General features: G+C 69.5%; 19 protein-coding genes. 7 read left to right on the forward strand and 12 right to left on the reverse strand.

Annotated elements, in window-relative coordinates; genetic code table 11:
• Positions 1–4: 4 nt before the first annotated feature.
• Together raiA and P6166_RS09060 are read right to left on the reverse strand one after the other, a co-directional pair.
• Positions 5–322, reverse strand: coding sequence for a ribosome-associated translation inhibitor RaiA (raiA, locus tag P6166_RS09055; protein ID WP_130318889.1), 318 nt, complete (start codon positions 320–322; stop codon positions 5–7).
• 54 nt (positions 323–376) lie between these two features.
• Entirely contained in the window at positions 377–1,795 is a 1,419-nt protein-coding gene (locus tag P6166_RS09060; RefSeq protein ID WP_277764137.1) for an RNA polymerase factor sigma-54, read from the reverse strand.
• Between the two features lie 357 nt (positions 1,796–2,152).
• Here P6166_RS09060 and P6166_RS09065 point away from each other — a divergent pair, with 357 nt between their 5' ends.
• A complete protein-coding gene (locus P6166_RS09065) occupies positions 2,153–2,806 on the forward strand; it encodes a hypothetical protein (protein WP_277764138.1) in 654 nt (217 codons plus the stop codon).
• An 18-nt stretch (positions 2,807–2,824) separates the two neighbouring features.
• On the opposite strand, the gene lptB is transcribed toward P6166_RS09065, so the two are convergent.
• The 5 genes from lptB to P6166_RS09090 are packed head-to-tail and all read right to left on the reverse strand — an operon-like array spanning position 2,825 to position 6,226.
• Positions 2,825–3,544 (reverse strand): LPS export ABC transporter ATP-binding protein, encoded by a 720-nt coding sequence (gene lptB / locus P6166_RS09070; RefSeq protein ID WP_277764139.1) that lies wholly within the window; start codon positions 3,542–3,544, stop codon positions 2,825–2,827.
• Positions 3,544–4,083 carry a lipopolysaccharide transport periplasmic protein LptA gene (gene lptA, locus P6166_RS09075; protein WP_277764140.1) on the reverse strand — a complete coding sequence of 180 codons (540 nt, stop codon included), beginning with the start codon at positions 4,081–4,083 and terminating at the stop codon, positions 3,544–3,546. The genes lptB and lptA overlap by 1 nt, the downstream gene beginning before the upstream one ends.
• A complete protein-coding gene (lptC, locus tag P6166_RS09080; protein WP_277764141.1) occupies positions 4,061–4,630 on the reverse strand; it encodes an LPS export ABC transporter periplasmic protein LptC in 570 nt (189 codons plus the stop codon). The genes lptA and lptC overlap by 23 nt, the downstream gene beginning before the upstream one ends.
• Positions 4,627–5,175 (reverse strand): HAD-IIIA family hydrolase, encoded by a 549-nt coding sequence (locus P6166_RS09085; protein WP_277764142.1) that lies wholly within the window; start codon positions 5,173–5,175, stop codon positions 4,627–4,629. Before P6166_RS09085 ends, lptC begins: the two co-directional genes overlap by 4 nt.
• A 49-nt stretch (positions 5,176–5,224) precedes the next feature.
• Positions 5,225–6,226, reverse strand: coding sequence for a KpsF/GutQ family sugar-phosphate isomerase (locus P6166_RS09090; RefSeq protein WP_277764143.1), 1,002 nt, complete (start codon positions 6,224–6,226; stop codon positions 5,225–5,227).
• A 53-nt stretch (positions 6,227–6,279) separates the two neighbouring features.
• Between P6166_RS09090 and P6166_RS09095 the strand changes: the two genes are divergently transcribed.
• The 3 genes from P6166_RS09095 to P6166_RS09105 all read left to right on the forward strand — a co-directional run bounded on the left by P6166_RS09095 (position 6,280) and on the right by P6166_RS09105 (position 8,166).
• Positions 6,280–6,510 carry a BolA family protein gene (locus P6166_RS09095; RefSeq protein WP_057643700.1) on the forward strand — a complete coding sequence of 77 codons (231 nt, stop codon included), beginning with the start codon at positions 6,280–6,282 and terminating at the stop codon, positions 6,508–6,510.
• 64 nt (positions 6,511–6,574) lie between these two features.
• On the forward strand, positions 6,575–7,846 hold the full coding sequence (murA, locus tag P6166_RS09100) for a UDP-N-acetylglucosamine 1-carboxyvinyltransferase (protein ID WP_277764144.1): 1,272 nt from the start codon (positions 6,575–6,577) through the stop codon (positions 7,844–7,846).
• Entirely contained in the window at positions 7,843–8,166 is a 324-nt protein-coding gene (locus P6166_RS09105; RefSeq protein WP_277764145.1) for an EF-hand domain-containing protein, read from the forward strand. The genes murA and P6166_RS09105 overlap by 4 nt, the downstream gene beginning before the upstream one ends.
• Before the next feature lie 129 nt (positions 8,167–8,295).
• On the opposite strand, the gene P6166_RS09110 is transcribed toward P6166_RS09105, so the two are convergent.
• The 5 genes from P6166_RS09110 to purM are packed head-to-tail and all read right to left on the reverse strand — an operon-like array spanning position 8,296 to position 11,968.
• Positions 8,296–8,979, reverse strand: coding sequence for a DUF3108 domain-containing protein (locus P6166_RS09110; protein ID WP_277764146.1), 684 nt, complete (start codon positions 8,977–8,979; stop codon positions 8,296–8,298).
• A gap of 2 nt (positions 8,980–8,981) precedes the next feature.
• A complete protein-coding gene (locus P6166_RS09115) occupies positions 8,982–9,776 on the reverse strand; it encodes a DUF3108 domain-containing protein (RefSeq protein WP_277764147.1) in 795 nt (264 codons plus the stop codon).
• A 45-nt stretch (positions 9,777–9,821) separates the two neighbouring features.
• Positions 9,822–10,493: a phosphoribosylglycinamide formyltransferase gene (gene purN / locus P6166_RS09120; RefSeq protein ID WP_277764148.1), complete on the reverse strand. Its 672-nt coding sequence runs from the start codon at positions 10,491–10,493 to the stop codon at positions 9,822–9,824.
• Positions 10,490–10,930, reverse strand: coding sequence for a hypothetical protein (locus P6166_RS09125; protein ID WP_277764149.1), 441 nt, complete (start codon positions 10,928–10,930; stop codon positions 10,490–10,492). Before P6166_RS09125 ends, purN begins: the two co-directional genes overlap by 4 nt.
• 9 nt (positions 10,931–10,939) lie before the next feature.
• Complete coding sequence (gene purM, locus P6166_RS09130) at positions 10,940–11,968, reverse strand: phosphoribosylformylglycinamidine cyclo-ligase (protein WP_345781869.1); 1,029 nt, start codon at positions 11,966–11,968, stop codon at positions 10,940–10,942.
• A gap of 140 nt (positions 11,969–12,108) precedes the next feature.
• Between purM and P6166_RS09135 the strand changes: the two genes are divergently transcribed.
• The 3 genes from P6166_RS09135 to hda are packed head-to-tail and all read left to right on the forward strand — an operon-like array spanning position 12,109 to position 15,076.
• Positions 12,109–13,224 carry a DUF2066 domain-containing protein gene (locus tag P6166_RS09135; RefSeq protein ID WP_277764151.1) on the forward strand — a complete coding sequence of 372 codons (1,116 nt, stop codon included), beginning with the start codon at positions 12,109–12,111 and terminating at the stop codon, positions 13,222–13,224.
• Complete coding sequence (locus tag P6166_RS09140) at positions 13,224–14,393, forward strand: AI-2E family transporter (RefSeq protein ID WP_277764242.1); 1,170 nt, start codon at positions 13,224–13,226, stop codon at positions 14,391–14,393. Before P6166_RS09135 ends, P6166_RS09140 begins: the two co-directional genes overlap by 1 nt.
• Positions 14,390–15,076, forward strand: a complete 687-nt coding sequence (hda, locus tag P6166_RS09145; protein WP_277764152.1) for a DnaA regulatory inactivator Hda — start codon at positions 14,390–14,392, stop codon at positions 15,074–15,076. The genes P6166_RS09140 and hda overlap by 4 nt, the downstream gene beginning before the upstream one ends.
• The last annotated feature ends 32 nt before the right edge of the window (positions 15,077–15,108 follow it).

Here is a 15,108-nt window from a genome sequence, read left to right on the forward strand (position 1 = left end):
GAGCTCACGCCAGATTGTCGCGCACCTCGCGGGCGTGGTGGTCATGTTTCTTTTCCTTGTGCTTGATCACAAGGCGGTCGAGCTTGTCGGCGAGCAGGTCGATGGCGGCGTACATGGTGGGCGCGCTGGCATCGGCGTGCAGGGTACGGCCGGGGAGGTTGACGGTGGCTTCGACGTGGTGGTCGGGTTTGCGCAGGGCCAGCTGGGCGCGGACTTCGCAGTGCTGGTCGAAGTGTCGCTGCAGGCGTTGCAGCTTGGATTCCACGTATTCGCGCAGGGCAGGGGTGACTTCGATCTGCTGGCCGTACGTCTCGATGCGCATCGGGTACCTCCTTTGGATTCGGTGGGTCAATGAACTTCCCGCCGCCGGAGCGGTTCAACCAATGCGGACTCTTTCGTGGGAGGCGGAAATGTTCATGGCCTCACGATACTTCGCCACGGTGCGGCGCGCCACTGGCACGCCCGAACTTTTGAGCAGGTCGGCCAGCTTGGCGTCAGACAAGGGCTTGCGTGGGTTCTCGGCCTCGATCAGGCGCCGGATCATGGCCTGAATGGCCGTGCTGGAGGCTTCTCCGCCGCCCTCGGTATCGATGCCGGAGGCGAAGAATGCCCGCAGCGGGATCGTGCCGCGCGGCGTGCGCACGTACTTGCGGGCGATCGCGCGCGAGATGGTGGATTCGTGCAGGCCCAGTTCGCCGGCGATCTCGCGCAGCGTGAGCGGGCGCAGTGCCTGCTCGCCGAATTCCAGGAAGCCGGCTTGGTGGCGCAGCAGGCTGTTGGCCACCTTCAATAGTGTTTCCCCGCGCGCTTCCAGGCTCTTGAGCAGCCAGCGCGCTTCCTGCAATTGCCCGCGCAGGTAGCCGGCGTCGGCTTCGCCACAGCTGCGGATCAGCTGTTCGTAGCCGCGGTGGATGGTGATGCGCGGTTGTGAGCGGCCGGCCAGCGCCACCCGCCATACGCCACGCTGGCGCCAGATCACGCAGTCCGGCACGACGTAGGTATCGGAGGACAGCGCGCCGAGCTGCTTGCCGGGCCGCGGGTCCAGCGTGCGCACCAGCGCGATGGCCTCCTCGACCTCCGCCAGCGGCAGCTTGAACTCCTGCGCCAGGCCGGTGGCGCCAATGCGCGGTAACCGCTCCAGCGGGCCTGCGACGATGCGCCGCGCCAGCTCGCGGCCGGGCGTATCGGCGGGCAGGGCGTTGAGCTGCAGGCCCAGACATTCGCCCAGCGACGTGGCACCAATGCCCACCGGATCGAAGCGCTGCACCTGGTGCAGCACGGTCTGGATTTCGTCCTCGCGGGCGACGATGCCCGGGGCCAGCGTCTCGGCGATGGCCGACAGTGGTTCGCGCAGGTAGCCGTCCTCGTCGAGCGCGTCGATCAGCGCCGCGCCGATGCGGCGGTCGCGCTCGGACAGGTGGGAGAGGTGCAGCTGCCACAGCAGGTGGTCGGCCAGGGTTTCCGGTTCGGCCACGCGCTCGGCGGCGCTGCCGCTGTCGTCCTCGTCGCCGCCGCCGCTGCCCGTGGCCCAGGTGCCTTCGTCGGGCGTCCACTCCTCGCCGGGGCCATCCTCGCGGCCGTACTCGTCCTGGCGTTCGGCCGGCGCCTCGGCAGCGCCGGGCTCGGTGGACAGCGGCGCCTCCTCGGTCCATTCCAGCAGCGGATTGGTCTCCACCGCCTCGGCGATCTCGATTTCCAGCTCGGTCGTGGACATCTGCAACAGGCGGATGGCCTGACGCAGCTGCGGCGTCATGACCAACTGTTGCCCCATCGATGTCTGCAGCCGTGCCTTCATGTGCTCACTGAACGTAGGGCGCCGGGGGCGGCGGCCGGCGGGGCGCCCGCACGGCATGGCCCTGAAGGATATACGGCATGGGGGCTGGTGCCAAAAGGGCCGGCCTGGGGTCGTTTGGCGAAAAGCCGCATTCGCCCGCCAGCGGTTGTCGCTTCCAGCGCGAGGAAAAATCCAATGACTTGGTGGATTTCGTCAGCGCATGCCCATTTCACCTTCTGGGTTCCGAGAGACCCTGCCAGTTTGGAGGCCCGACCTTGGGAGATCACCTCATGCCATGCGCATCTGGTCGTGTTGCATCCGGTGAGGGATTGCTGCGGTGGTCGAGTCAGGGTTGTGTTCGTTCGATCGAGGTAATCCATGAAGATCGTCATCGCCGTAGTGGGCGTCGCTTTGCTGTCGCTGTTTCTCATCTTGCTGATAAATTGCGGTGGTGGCGCGATGCCTGCACCCGAAGTCCCCTTGCAGAGGCAGGTAGCGGTGTCGGGGGACGACGCACGAAGCATGTTCCCTGATGCGCCAGGCCCGGAAGCTGCCGCAAGCATGGGCGACGGACGCGAGCGTGCTGCCGCTCGCCCACATCGTGGCGCGCCTGATGGCGAGACGGTGCGATACCTCGAGAGCCAAGTGCTGGTGGATGACGCGCTGGTAATGGAAGCAGCCAGGAGCGTGCTGGAGTCCAGCGAATTCGAGCGCATCGCTCGCGCGATATCTCGGCGTTACGCAGCCGATCCGGATGTAGTGCGCTCGAAAGCGCTGTACGCCCGCAAGGCGCAGCGTCATCTGGCGGAGGCTGGCGCTACGCTTGCTACCTTCGAATGTGGGCTGGGCTACTGCCTGGGTGAAGTCGAAGGAAAACTAGGGCCGGAGGGCGAGGGCGCGCTGGCCGACGCGGTTGATGCCGGCACCTTCGCGCTGCTGCCCTGGGAAGGCGAACCCGCGCCCCGCTATCGCTTCATCTTCTCGACCGACCCGTCGGTACGCGAGATGCAGGGTGAGCTGGCCGGCGGCTGAGCGCCGGCCAGCAGGCGATCAAAGCCGGAACGTCTCACCCAGGTACACGCGGCGCACGTCGGCATTCTGCAGCAGTTCGTCCGGCGCGCCCTGCGCCAGCACGCCGCCTTCGGCCAGGATGTAGGCGCGGTCGCAAATGCCCAGCGTCTCGCGCACGTTGTGGTCGGTGATCAGCACGCCGATGCCGCGCTCCTTCAGGTGCGTGACGATGCGCTGGATCTCGCCCACGGAGATCGGGTCCACGCCGGCGAACGGTTCGTCGAGCAGCATCAGGCGCGGGCGCGCGGCCAGCGCGCGGGCGATCTCGCACCGGCGGCGTTCGCCACCGGAGAGGCTGGCGCCGAGCTGCTCGGATACATGGCCGATCTGCAGTTCGTCCAGCAGCGAGTTCAGTTCCTTCTCCCGCCCGGCAGCGTCCAGGTCCTCACGCAGCTCCAGCACCAGGCGGATGTTGTCGGCCACGGTGAGCTTGCGGAACACCGACGGTTCCTGCGGTAGGTAGCCCACGCCGAGCTTGGCGCGGGTGTACATCGGGTCGGCGGTGATGTCGCGGCCATCCAGTTCGATGCGCCCGGCATCGGCCTCGACCAAGCCGACGATCATGTAGAAGCACGTCGTCTTGCCCGCGCCGTTGGGGCCGAGCAGGCCGACGACTTCGCCGGCCTCCAGCGTCAGGCCGAAGTCGCGCACGACCTCGCGCTGCTTGTAGCGCTTGCGCAGTCCGGTGGCCGACAGCATTACTTCTTCTCCGTCTTGCCGGCGGCCGGCTGGGCGGGCGCCGGCGCGGCCGTCTTGGGCTGCAGCACCGTGCGCACGCGGCTGCCGTCGCCGCCGCTCTGCATGTTGCCGGTCTTGGTGTTATAGACCATGCGCTGGCCGGCGTTGCTGCCCTTGGGCGAATCGACGGTGTAGTTGCCGGTGAGGATGATGGTGTCCTCGGCGACGCGGTACTCGATGTTGTCCGCCTTGGCGTTCATCGGGGCGCCGTCGTCCATGATCTGTTTCAACGTCGCCTGCTTGCCGGTCAGCACGACGCGGTCGATCTGGCCCGCCTTGCGGAAGACGTCGGCGGTGTCGGCATGCACTTCGAGCGTGCCCTGGGTGATGACGACGTTGCCGGTGAAGCGGCACTTGCCGTCGTCGTCCATCAGGTTGCAGTCCTGGCTGGCCGCTTCCAGGTTCATCGGCTGGTTGCGATCGGTGGTCTTGGCCAGGGCGGCCAGCGGCAGCATCAGCAGGGCCAGCGCGGCCAGCTTAGTTGGCAGCATTCGGTTCATAGCGGGTCTTGACCTGTGAAAGGAGCTTGTACTGGCGGGTCTGCAGGTTGGCCTCGAAACCGACACCGGTCTGGTTCAGGCCCGGGCGGGTCATGGTCACGCGGTCCGCGGTGCGGGCCAGGTGCTGCTGCGGGAACACATCCAGCGCGGTGGTGCGGAACGTGGTGGGCACCACGCCCGGCGCGGTCGGGCTGTCGCCGGCGACATCGCCGCGCAGGCGCAGCTCGTCGCCCTTCGGGCTCACCCAGCCGGTCTGCGCGCGCAGCGTCCACGGCAGGCCCTGCTGGTCGGGCAGCAGGAATACCGGCGTGGTGATGTCCAGGGTCTGGTCGGCGCGGTTGCGGTGCGCCTCGGGCGCGCGCAAGGTCACCGACTCCTTGCCGGTGTCCTTGTCCAGGCTGATCAGCTCGAAGTCGTACAGCATGTAATCGGCGGTGGATTCGTGCGCCACCCCCTCGGCCGGATGGGCGCGGTGGCGCCACGCCGACCAGCCGCTGAGGATCGCCGCCACCAGCAACGTCGCGCCGAGCACCGTGCGCCAGTTCATGCGCCGTACCCCGCGATGACGCGCTCGGTGCTGCCCTGCGCGGCCAGCAGCACATCGCACAGTTCCCGCGCGGCACCGGCGCCGCCGCGCGCGGTGGTGATCCAGTGCACGCGCTCGGCGATCCACGGGTGCGCGTTGGCCGGCGCCACCGCCAGGCCGGCGATCAGCAGCGCGGGCAGGTCGGGCAGGTCGTCGCCCATGAACGCCACCTGCGAAGGTTCCAGGCCATGGCGCGTGCACAGCTCGCGCACCGCCACGGCCTTGTCGCCGACGCCGATCTGCACCTCGATGCCCAGGTCGCGGCCGCGCTGTTCGGCCGAGAGGCTGGCACGGGCGGTGATCATCGCCACCTCGATGCCGGCGCGCTGCAGCAGCTTCAGGCCCAGCCCGTCCTGCACGAAGAACGCCTTGCTCTCGTTGCCCGCGTGGTCGTAGTGCAGGCGGCCGTCGGTCAACGTGCCGTCGACGTCGAAGCACGCCAGGCGCACCGCGGCGGCGCGGGCGACGAGGTCGGCGGGCAAGCGTTGCAGCGGGGCGTAGGGCATCAGGTCTTCGCGGGAAAGGAAAGGGAGCATCGTGCCGTGGATTGGGCGGTTAAACCACCTTGGCGCGCAACAGGTCGTGAATGTTGAGCGCGCCGACCGCGCGCTGGGCCTCGTCCACCACGATCAGGCCGTTGATCTTGTAGGCCTCCATCAGCCGCGCCGCCTCGGCGGCGAGCTGGTCGGCGCCGATGGTGCGCGGGTGGCGGGTCATCACGTCGCGGATGTTCGCCGCACGCACGTCGATATCGCTGTCCAGCGCGCGGCGCAGGTCGCCGTCGGTGAACAGCCCGAGCAGGCGGTCGTCGGCATCGACCACCGCGGTCATGCCCAGGCGCTTGCGGCTCATTTCCATCAGCGCCTCGCTGAGGGTGGCGTCCTCGCGCACCTTGGGCAGCTCCGCGCCGCTGTGCATCACATCGGTGATGTGCAGCAGCAGGCGGCGGCCCAGGCTGCCGGCCGGGTGCGAGCGGGCGAAGTCGTCGGCGGTGAATCCGCGCGCGTCCAGCAGCGCCACGGCCAGCGCATCGCCCATCGCCAGCGAGGCGGTGGTGCTGGAGGTCGGGGCCAGGTCCAGCGGGCAGGCTTCGGTGGGCACGCTGACGTCCAGGTGGATGTCGGCGGCCTGGGCCAGGGTGGACTGCGGGCGGCCGGTCATGGCGATGATGGCGTTGCCCTGGCGCTTGAGCACTGGCAGCAGCATGCGCACCTCGTCCGACTCGCCCGAGTAGGACAGCGCCAGCACCACGTCGGCCTCGGTGATCATGCCCAGGTCGCCATGGCCGGCCTCGCCGGGATGCACGAAGAAGGCAGGGGTGCCGGTGGAGGCCAGGGTCGCGGCGATCTTGCGCGCGATGTGCCCGGACTTGCCCATGCCGGTGGCCACCACCCGCCCGCGCGAGGCGAGGACCAGCCGGCAGGCGGCGGCGAACGGGGCGCCGATGCGGGCGCCCACGGCGGCCAGCGCACCTTGCTCGATCTCCACCACCCGGCGCCCGCTGGCGACGAGGCTGTCGTCACTGACGGCGTCTGGCGGAAGGGGCGATGCGGCCATACGGGGACCCGCTCGGAGAGTAGAATGGCCGGACATTTTATTAGGAAAGCCCGTTGGACGCCGAAACCATCCGTAAACTCATCGAATCCGGCCTGCCGGACGCGCGCGCGGACGTGCGCGGCGACGATGGCGTGCATTTCGAGGCCACGGTGGTGTGCGCGGCGTTCGCCGGCAAGCTGCCGCTGGCCCGCCACCGCATGGTGTACGCGACGCTGGGCGACCTGATGGGTGGTGCGATCCACGCACTGCAGCTCAAGACCGTCACCCCCGACGAATCTCCCTGACCCGCCGGCGGCCCACGCCCCCTTGGCGTGCCGCCCGCGCACTCCCCACGACATCCCGACATCCATGGCCAAAATCGTAGTCACCGGCGGCAACGCGCTGCACGGCGAAGTGAACATCTCCGGCGCCAAGAACGCCGTCCTGCCGATCCTGTGCGCCACGTTGCTGGCCGACGAACCGGTCGAGATCACCAACGTGCCGCACCTGCACGACGTGATCACCACGGTGAAGCTGCTGGGCGAGCTTGGCGCCGGCGTCAGCATCGACGAAGGCACGCTCGCCCGCGGCAGTTCGATCACCGTGGACCCGCGCACCGTCAACAGCCATGTGGCGCCTTACGAGCTGGTCAAGACCATGCGCGCCTCGATCCTGGTGCTCGGGCCGCTGCTAGCGCGCTACGGCGCGGCGGAAGTGTCGCTTCCGGGCGGCTGCGCGATCGGCTCGCGCCCGGTGGACCAGCACATCAAGGGCCTGCAGGCGCTCGGTGCAGACATCAGCGTGGAGAACGGCTACATCAAGGCCAGCGCCACGCGTTTGAAGGGCGGCCGCTACGTGTTCGACATGGTCAGCGTCACCGGCACCGAGAACGTGCTGATGGCCGCCGTGCTCGCCGAAGGCACCACCGTGCTGGAGAACGCGGCGATGGAGCCGGAGGTCGTGGACCTGGCCGAGTGCCTGATCGCCCTGGGCGCGAAGATCGAGGGCGCCGGCACGCCGCGCATCGTCATCGAGGGCGTCGAGCGCCTGGGCGGCGGCCGCCATGCGGTGCTGCCGGACCGCATCGAGACCGGCACCTTCCTCGTCGCGGCGGCAATGACCGGCGGCCGCGTCACCGTGCGCCGCGCGCGCCCGAACACGCTGGATGCCGTGCTGGACAAGCTCAAGGAGGCCGGCGCGGAGCTGGACTGCACCGAGGACTCGATCACCCTGGACATGAAGGGCAAGCGCCCGCGCGCGGTGAGCCTCACCACGGCACCGTACCCGGCGTTCCCGACCGACATGCAGGCGCAGTTCATGGCGCTCAATTGCGTGGCGGACGGCGTGGGCGTGATCAACGAGACGATCTTCGAAAACCGCTTCATGCACGTCAACGAGCTGCTGCGCCTGGGCGCGGACATCCAGGTCGAAGGCCACACCGCGATCATCCGCGGCGCCGAGCGCCTGAGTGGCGCGCCGGTGATGGCGACCGACCTGCGCGCGTCGGCCTCGCTGATCCTGGCCGGTCTGATGGCGGACGGCGAGACCACGATCGACCGCATCTACCACCTGGACCGTGGCTACGAGAACATCGAGGAGAAGCTGGGATCGCTGGGCGCGATCATCCGGCGCATCGCATGATCCTCAAGGGGCGCTTCACCACGCGGCGCAAGGTGCTGCTGGGCGTGATCCTGCTGATCCTGGCGTGGCTGGCCTGGGCCGGCTGGGCCGGCCTGGCGATCACCCAGGGCGTGGAGTTCAAGGACATGGACTGGAACGGCGATGGCACGGCCACGCGCGCGGAAATCGCCCAGTCGTTCTACGCCGTGGCGGTGAAGACCACCACGGATGGCAATCGCAAGTGCAGCACGTTCTACTGGCGTGGCAGCGGCGAGCAGATCCGCGTGGATTGCCGAACCGAGTTCAAGGCGGAGAAAAGCGCGCCAGCGAATACCCCGTAGGCGCGGCTTCAGCCGCGACGGAGGGACCGCAGGGTCGCGGCTGAAGCCGCTTCCGCAGTGCGTCGGCCATGAAGCATGAAAAAGGCCCGCCGTTTCCGGCGGGCCTTTTCGTTTGGGCGATGCGGTGGCTTACTTCAGCGAGCGGATCGTCAGGTCCAGCGCGTCCTGACCGTTCTCCCGCTGCAGCAGGCGCGCAGGCACCGGCAGGTCGGGCACGATCCAGGCGATCAATTCCTTGTTGCCGTCCGTGCGCGAGACCTTCGTGGCCTGCTGCGCCTTGCCGTTGACGGTCAGCGTCTCCTTGCCGACGACCTGGTAGGTCATCTGCTTGATCCGGCCTTCGTCCACCATGCGGTAGGTCAGCGGCTTGCCGGCGCCCAGGTCGCGGGCGATCGCCAGGTTGATCAGCAGCGCGTCCATGTCGCCGGCCTGCAGCTTCACCGGGCCACGGCGATCGGCCTTGACGTCGCCGCTCCAGGTGGCCTGGTTGCTGTTCCAGTCGTACTTGGCCTGCACGCTGCGCTTTTTCACCAGCAGCGCGGAACTGTCGTTGCTGCTGAGCGGGCGCAGCTGGCCGCCCTTCTCCTCGAACACGGTGCTCTGGCTCAGCGTGGCCATCGGGTTCTGGATCTGCAGCGAATAGCGCCACTGGTTGTCGCCGGCCGAGGCCAGGGTCATGGTGCCGTTGGCCTGCACGCCCATGTAGCTGGCCTGGTAATTGGCGGTGAACGGCTGCAGGGCGAACGCCGGCAGGCTGGCAACGGCCAGCGCCGCGGCGGCGAGCAGGGCGGACGGACGGGCGAGGCGGTTCATCATCACACTCCTTGGTATTCGACCAGGCGCAGGTCGATCTCGTCCTCGCCCTTGTCGCGCTGAAGGATGCGCACCGGGGTAGGCACCCCGTTGGCGATCCAGAGAATGGTTTCGTTGTCGCCGCCGTTGGTGCGGAACACCCGCAGCGCGTCGTAGCTGAGATCGCCCACCTGCACGTTCTCGGTGGCGTCGGCGGCGCGGTATTCGTAGCGGCGCACGCGGCCCACATCCACGTAGCGATAGCCGAGCGTGCTGCCCGGGCGGGCGTCGCGCATCAGCGCGAGGTTGAGCAGCAGCGCGCTCTGGTCGCCCGGTTCGAGCGCGATCGGCTGGCGGCGCTCCTTCTTCAGGTCGCCGTCCCACTGCGCGGTGCGGGCGTTCCAGTCGTAGACGCCGGTGACCTTCTTGCCGAAGAACAGCGCCTTCTTCACCGTGCTCTGGGTCAGCGGCACGTAGGTGCCGCCGCGCACGTCGAACACCGTGCTCTGTTCCAGGTTCAGGCCAAGCACGCTGGCAAACCCCTTGCGGCCGCGCACGGCCATGTCCACCCGCCACTGGTCGCCACCGATGTGGGTGACCTGCATCGTTGCATCGCCCGCTTCCTTGCCCTTATAGAAGGCCTGGTAGGTGGCGACGAACGGTTCCAGCGGCGGGGCGGTCCATTCGCCCGGCGGCAGCGCGGCGCTGGCCGCGGCAGGTGCCGGAGAGGCCGGCGCGGCAACGGGCGCATCCTGCGCCAGGCCCGGGAAGACGGGCCAGCTCAGCAGGGCCAACAGGGCGAGGCGGGGGCGGGTCATGCGCATGCGGGCAGGAAGGAAGCCTTCAGGATGACGGAGGGCAGGTCACGGCGATGTGTCGGCCGCTTCCCGTAGATGTCCGGCGGAATCTAGTCGCAATGGCGTAAACAGGCACTGACCGTCCAGCATCAGTTGTCCGCCGGCCTCGCGCACCCGGCCGCTGGCGAGCAGGCACAGGCTGGCGATCAGCAGCGGGTGTTCACGTGCGAGCACCCGCGCGGCCAGGGTGGCGGCATCGTCCCCGGGCAGCACCGGCACGCGCGCCTGCGCCAGTACGGCGCCGGCGTCCAGCTCGGGAATGACGAAATGCACGCTGGCGCCGTGTTCGGCGTCGCCGGCCTCGATCGCGCGGGCATGCGTGTGCAGGCCGCGGTGCCGCGGCAGCAGGGACGGGTGGATGTTCACCATGCGCCCGTCGAAGCGGCGCACCAGCGCCTCGCCCAGGATGCGCATGTAGCCGGCGCAGACGATCCAGTCCGCGCCGCTGGCCGCCAAGGCGTCGCCCAGGGCGGCATCGAACGCTTGGCGGTCGGCGTAATCGCGCGGGCTGGCGGCCCAGCGACGCTCCGCCGGCACCTTCTGCAACGCAGCGGCAGTGGGCTTGTCGGAGAACACGCCCACCACCTCGGCATCTAGCGTGCCGGCCGCAATCGCATCGAGGATGGCTTGCAGGTTGCTGCCGCGGCCGGAGGCCAGCACGGCGAGTCGTGCGGTCATGGGGCGGAGGGGCTTTCGAAGAGGGCCTTCACGCCGGGCCGAAGCAACACGATGAGGGTGAACACGCCCAGCACCGTACCGAACGGCATCATCATGCAGGACAGGGCCGCGACGACCATGCAGTAGGTATGCCCGCGATGGCGTTGCAGGTTGCGTCCGGCCAGGGCGATCGCGCCGGCCAGGGCCAGCCCGCACAGGATGAGGGCGCTGGCGAAGACGATGAAGAACCAGCCGCCGAGCCTGGCGCCGGGATCGTCGTGTGGCAGCGCGCCGCTCACCAGCATGATTCCCAGCGTCAGGTGAATCACCGGGAAAAGCGCAAACAGGGCGGTCAGGCCGGCCACCACGTAGTGGAAGATGGCCAGCAGCCGCAGCTGCGAGAGGTCGTCCGCCGTGGGGGCGGCGACCGGCGGCGGGAGGGGCGGCATCGCGGCCATCAGCCCGGCTCAGCCGATGTGCACGCGCTCGCCGCCGTCGGCGGCTTCCACCACTTCGCCAATGCGCCAATGCGCCAGGCCGAGGGCGTCGATCGCCTGTTCCAGCGCCGCGGTCTGCGCCGGATCGGCGACCAGCACGAAGCCCACGCCGCAGTTGAACGTGCGCCACATCTCGCTGTCGGCCACCGCGCCCTCGCGCTGCAGCCATTGGAACACCGGCGGCAGCGGCCAGCTGCCGGCGCGGATGTCCAGGCCCAGGCCTTCGGGGATCACGCGGATGATGTTCTCGGTCAGGCCGCCGCCGGTGACGTGCGCCATGCCGTGGATCGCCTCGCCGTGCGAAGCCAGCAGCGACAGCACCGGCTTGACGTACAGCGCGGTGGGCGCCATCAGCGCGTCGATCAGGCGGGTGCCGTCTTCCAGCACGTGGTCGGCCGGCGAACCGGCGCGCTCGTAGATGCGGCGCACCAGCGAATAGCCGTTGGAATGCGGGCCGCTGGAGGCGATGCCGATCAGCGTGTCGCCGGCGCGCACGCCGGCGCCGTCCAGCAGCTTGGATTTCTCCACCGCCGCCACGCAGAAGCCGGCCAGGTCGTATTCGCCCGGCGGGTACATGTCCGGCATCTCGGCGGTTTCGCCGCCGATCAGCGCGCAACCGGAGAGCTCGCAGCCGCGGGCGATGCCGCCGACCACGGAAGCGGCGGTATCGACGTCCAGCTTGCCGGTGGCGAAGTAATCGAGGAAGAACAGCGGCTCGGCGCCCTGCACCAGCACGTCGTTCACGCACATGGCGACCAGGTCGATGCCGATGGTGTCGTGCCGGCCCAGCTGCTGGGCGAGCTTGAGCTTGGTGCCCACGCCGTCGGTGCCGGAGACCAGCACCGGCTCCTTGTACTTGCCGGACAGGTCGAACAGCGCGCCGAAACCGCCCAGGCCGCCCATCACCTCCGGGCGGAAGCTGCGCTTGACCAGCGGCTTGATGCGCTCGACGAGGGCATTGCCGGCATCGATGTCGACACCCGCCTCACGGTAGGTCAGTGGCGCGGGAGTAGAGGAGTTCTGGCTGGTCACGGTGGGGTGGGGGCTTCGGCGGCAAGGCCGTGGATTTTAGCAGCCGACGTTGCGGCGTTGGCGCGCGGGGGGCATTCGGGCAACAATTCCCCCGGATGAGCCCAGCAATGGAACCCGCGATGCGCCGCAGTCTTGCCCTCTTTCTGCTCCTGGCCGGCTGCCTGGCCCCCTTCATGGCCGCCGCCCAGGCCGACCTGCGTACCGAGGGCGACGTCGCCAAGGCGCAAGGGGCCTACGAGGCCGAGGTGCCCGTGAACAGCCAGAGCGAGGGCGACCGCGCCGGCGCGCTGGCGCGCGCGCTGGGCAGCGTGCTGGCCAAGCTCTCCGGCGACCGCAGCGTGATGGGCCGCCCCGGCGTGGGCCAGGCGCTGCGCAATGCCGGCAACTACGTCGATCACTACGACTACCGCCAGGACCAGGGCACCTCGCCCAGCGGTGCGCCCACGTTCCGCACGGTGCTGGTGGCGCGCTTCCGCCAGGACGACGTGGACGGCCTGGTCGCCGCGCTGGGCCTGCCGGTGTGGCCGCAGCCGCGCCCCAAGCCGGTGCTGTGGCTGGCCATCGACGACGGCAGCGGCCCGCGCCTGGTGGGCGTGCAGCAGTCCAACGCCGCGCGCAGCGTACTCGACCGGGCGATCGAGCGCGGCTACCGCCTCGGCCTGCCGGGGGGCGATGCCGCCGAGCAGGCGCTGGTCGGCGCGATCTGGCGCCAGGACACCGCCGCCGTGGCGCGCGCCTCTTCCCGCTACAGCCCGCCGATGCAGCTGATCGGCAAGCTCTACCGCGCGACAGGAGGCGGCTGGAGCGCCGATTGGGCGTTCGTGGACGACGGCAAGGTGCTTTCCACGTGGACCACCACCGACGCCGACGCGCGCCGCGCGATGGCCGGCGGTGCCGACGGCGCGGCCGACGCGCTGGTCAAGCGCTACGCCAAGAAGGTCGACAGCGGCGTGCCCGGCACCTACCGCGCGGTGATCACCGGCCTGCGCAGCGCCGATGACTACCTGCGCGTCTCCGCCGCGCTGCAGAACGTCTCGGTGGTGCGGGCGATCCGCCCGGTGACGGCCTCCGGCGACCGCCTGGAGCTGGACCTGGACCTGCTGACCGGCCCGGCCGGCTTGAACCGCATGCTGGGCCCGGACAGCCCGATCGAGGCTGTCGCCATGCCGACCGACGGCCCCGTGCGGCTGGAAGGCGAGCGCATGGAGTATCGCCTCAAATGATCCCCCTGACCCCGGAAGCGGAGATCGCCCAGTTCCTGCGCAGGCTCAAGTGGGCCGCGGTGGCGTTGGGCGTGTTGTGGGTGATCTGGCTGCTGGCGCCGGTGCTGACGCCCTTCGTGCTGGCACTGCTGCTGGCCTGGCTGGGCGACCCGCTGGTGGACCGCATCGAGCGCGCCGGGCGTTCGCGCAACGTCGCCGTGACGCTGGTGTTCGTACTGATGGTGCTGCTGGTGGTGCTGGCGATGATGATCCTGGTGCCGATGATCGAGCGCCAGATCGTCACCCTGATCAACGCGCTGCCGCAGATGCGCGACTGGTTCATCGGCACCGCGGTGCCGTGGATCGAGCAGAAGACCGGGCTGGAGTTGATGAACTGGCTGGACCCGGAGCGGCTGATCGAGTGGATCCGCAGCCACTGGGACCAGGCCGGCGGCGTGGCCAAGACCTTCTTCGGCTACCTCTCGCGCTCGGGCTTTGCGATGGTGACCTGGGTGGTCAACCTAGCGCTGCTGCCGATCCTGACGTTCTACTTCCTGCGCGACTGGGACAAGCTGGTCGAGCGCGTGGCGGCGGTGATCCCGCGCAAGTACATCGGCACGGCCACCGGCCTGGCGCTGGAATCCAACGACGTGCTGGGCGCCTTCATCCGCGGCCAGTTCCTGGTGATGATCGCGCTGGGCGTGATCTATGCCGCCGGCCTGTCGCTGATCGGCCTGAAGCTGGGCCTGCTGATCGGCCTGATCGCCGGCCTCATCAGCTTCATCCCGTACCTGGGCGCGACCACCGGCGTGGTGCTGGCGGTGATCGCCGCGCTGGTGCAGGCGCAGGGCTTCGACCTCAAGCTGCTGATCGGCCTGGGCGTGGTGTTCACCGTCGGCCAGCTGATGGAGAGCTACGTGCTGACGCCGCGCATCGTCGGCGACAAGATCGGCCTGCACCCGGTGGCGGTGATCTTCGCGGTGATGGCCGGCGGCCAGCTGTTCGGCTTCCTGGGCATGCTGCTGGCGCTGCCGGTGGCGGCGGTGGCCAACGTGCTGCTGCGCTACGCGCATGCGCGCTACACCGAAAGCGAGCTGTACGCCGGCACGCGGGCGCCGGAGATCGTGCTGGCCTCGCGCGCGAGCGAGGCGGTGGTGATCGAAGTGCCGAAGGATCCGAACCAGCCGTGAGCGTGCCGCAGTTGCCGCTGGCCCTGCGCTACCCGCCGGACCAGCGACTGGAAACTTACGTGGGTGCGCCGGAGGGCGTGATCGCGCAGCTGCGCGCGATCGCCGTGGGCGCGCGTTCGGACTGGATGTTCCTGGCCGGCCCCGCCGGCAGCGGCAAGACGCACCTGGCGCTGTCGCTGTGCGCGGCGGCCGAGCAGGCGGGCCGACGCGCGGCCTACCTGCCGCTGGCGGCGGCCGCCGGACGGCTGCGCGAGGCGCTGGAGGCATTGGAAGGGCACGAGGTCATCGCGCTGGACGGGCTGGACGCGATAGCCGGGCAGCGCGAGGACGAGGTGGCGCTGTTCGACTTCCACAACCGCGCGCGCGCGGCGGGCGTGGTGCTGCTGTATACCGCGCGGGCGATGCCCGATGGCCTGCCGCTGGCGCTGCCGGACCTGCGTTCGCGCTTGTCGCAGTGCGTGCGCATCGGCCTGCCGGCGCTGGACGATGCCGGCCGCGCGGCGGTGCTGCGCGAGCGCGCGCAGCGGCGCGGGCTGGTGATCGACGATGCGGCGATCGAATGGCTGCTGACGCACAGCGGCCGTGACCTGGCCGGGCTGGTGGCGCTGCTCGACCGGCTGGACCGCGAGTCGCTGGCGGCCAAACGACGGATCACGGTGCCGTTCCTGCGCAGCGTGCTGTAGCCGGACGCCTCCACGTCGCATCGCCGGTATGT

The organism is Stenotrophomonas sp. HITSZ_GD (assembly GCF_029543105.1).
In the GTDB taxonomy this organism is placed as follows: domain Bacteria; phylum Pseudomonadota; class Gammaproteobacteria; order Xanthomonadales; family Xanthomonadaceae; genus Stenotrophomonas_A.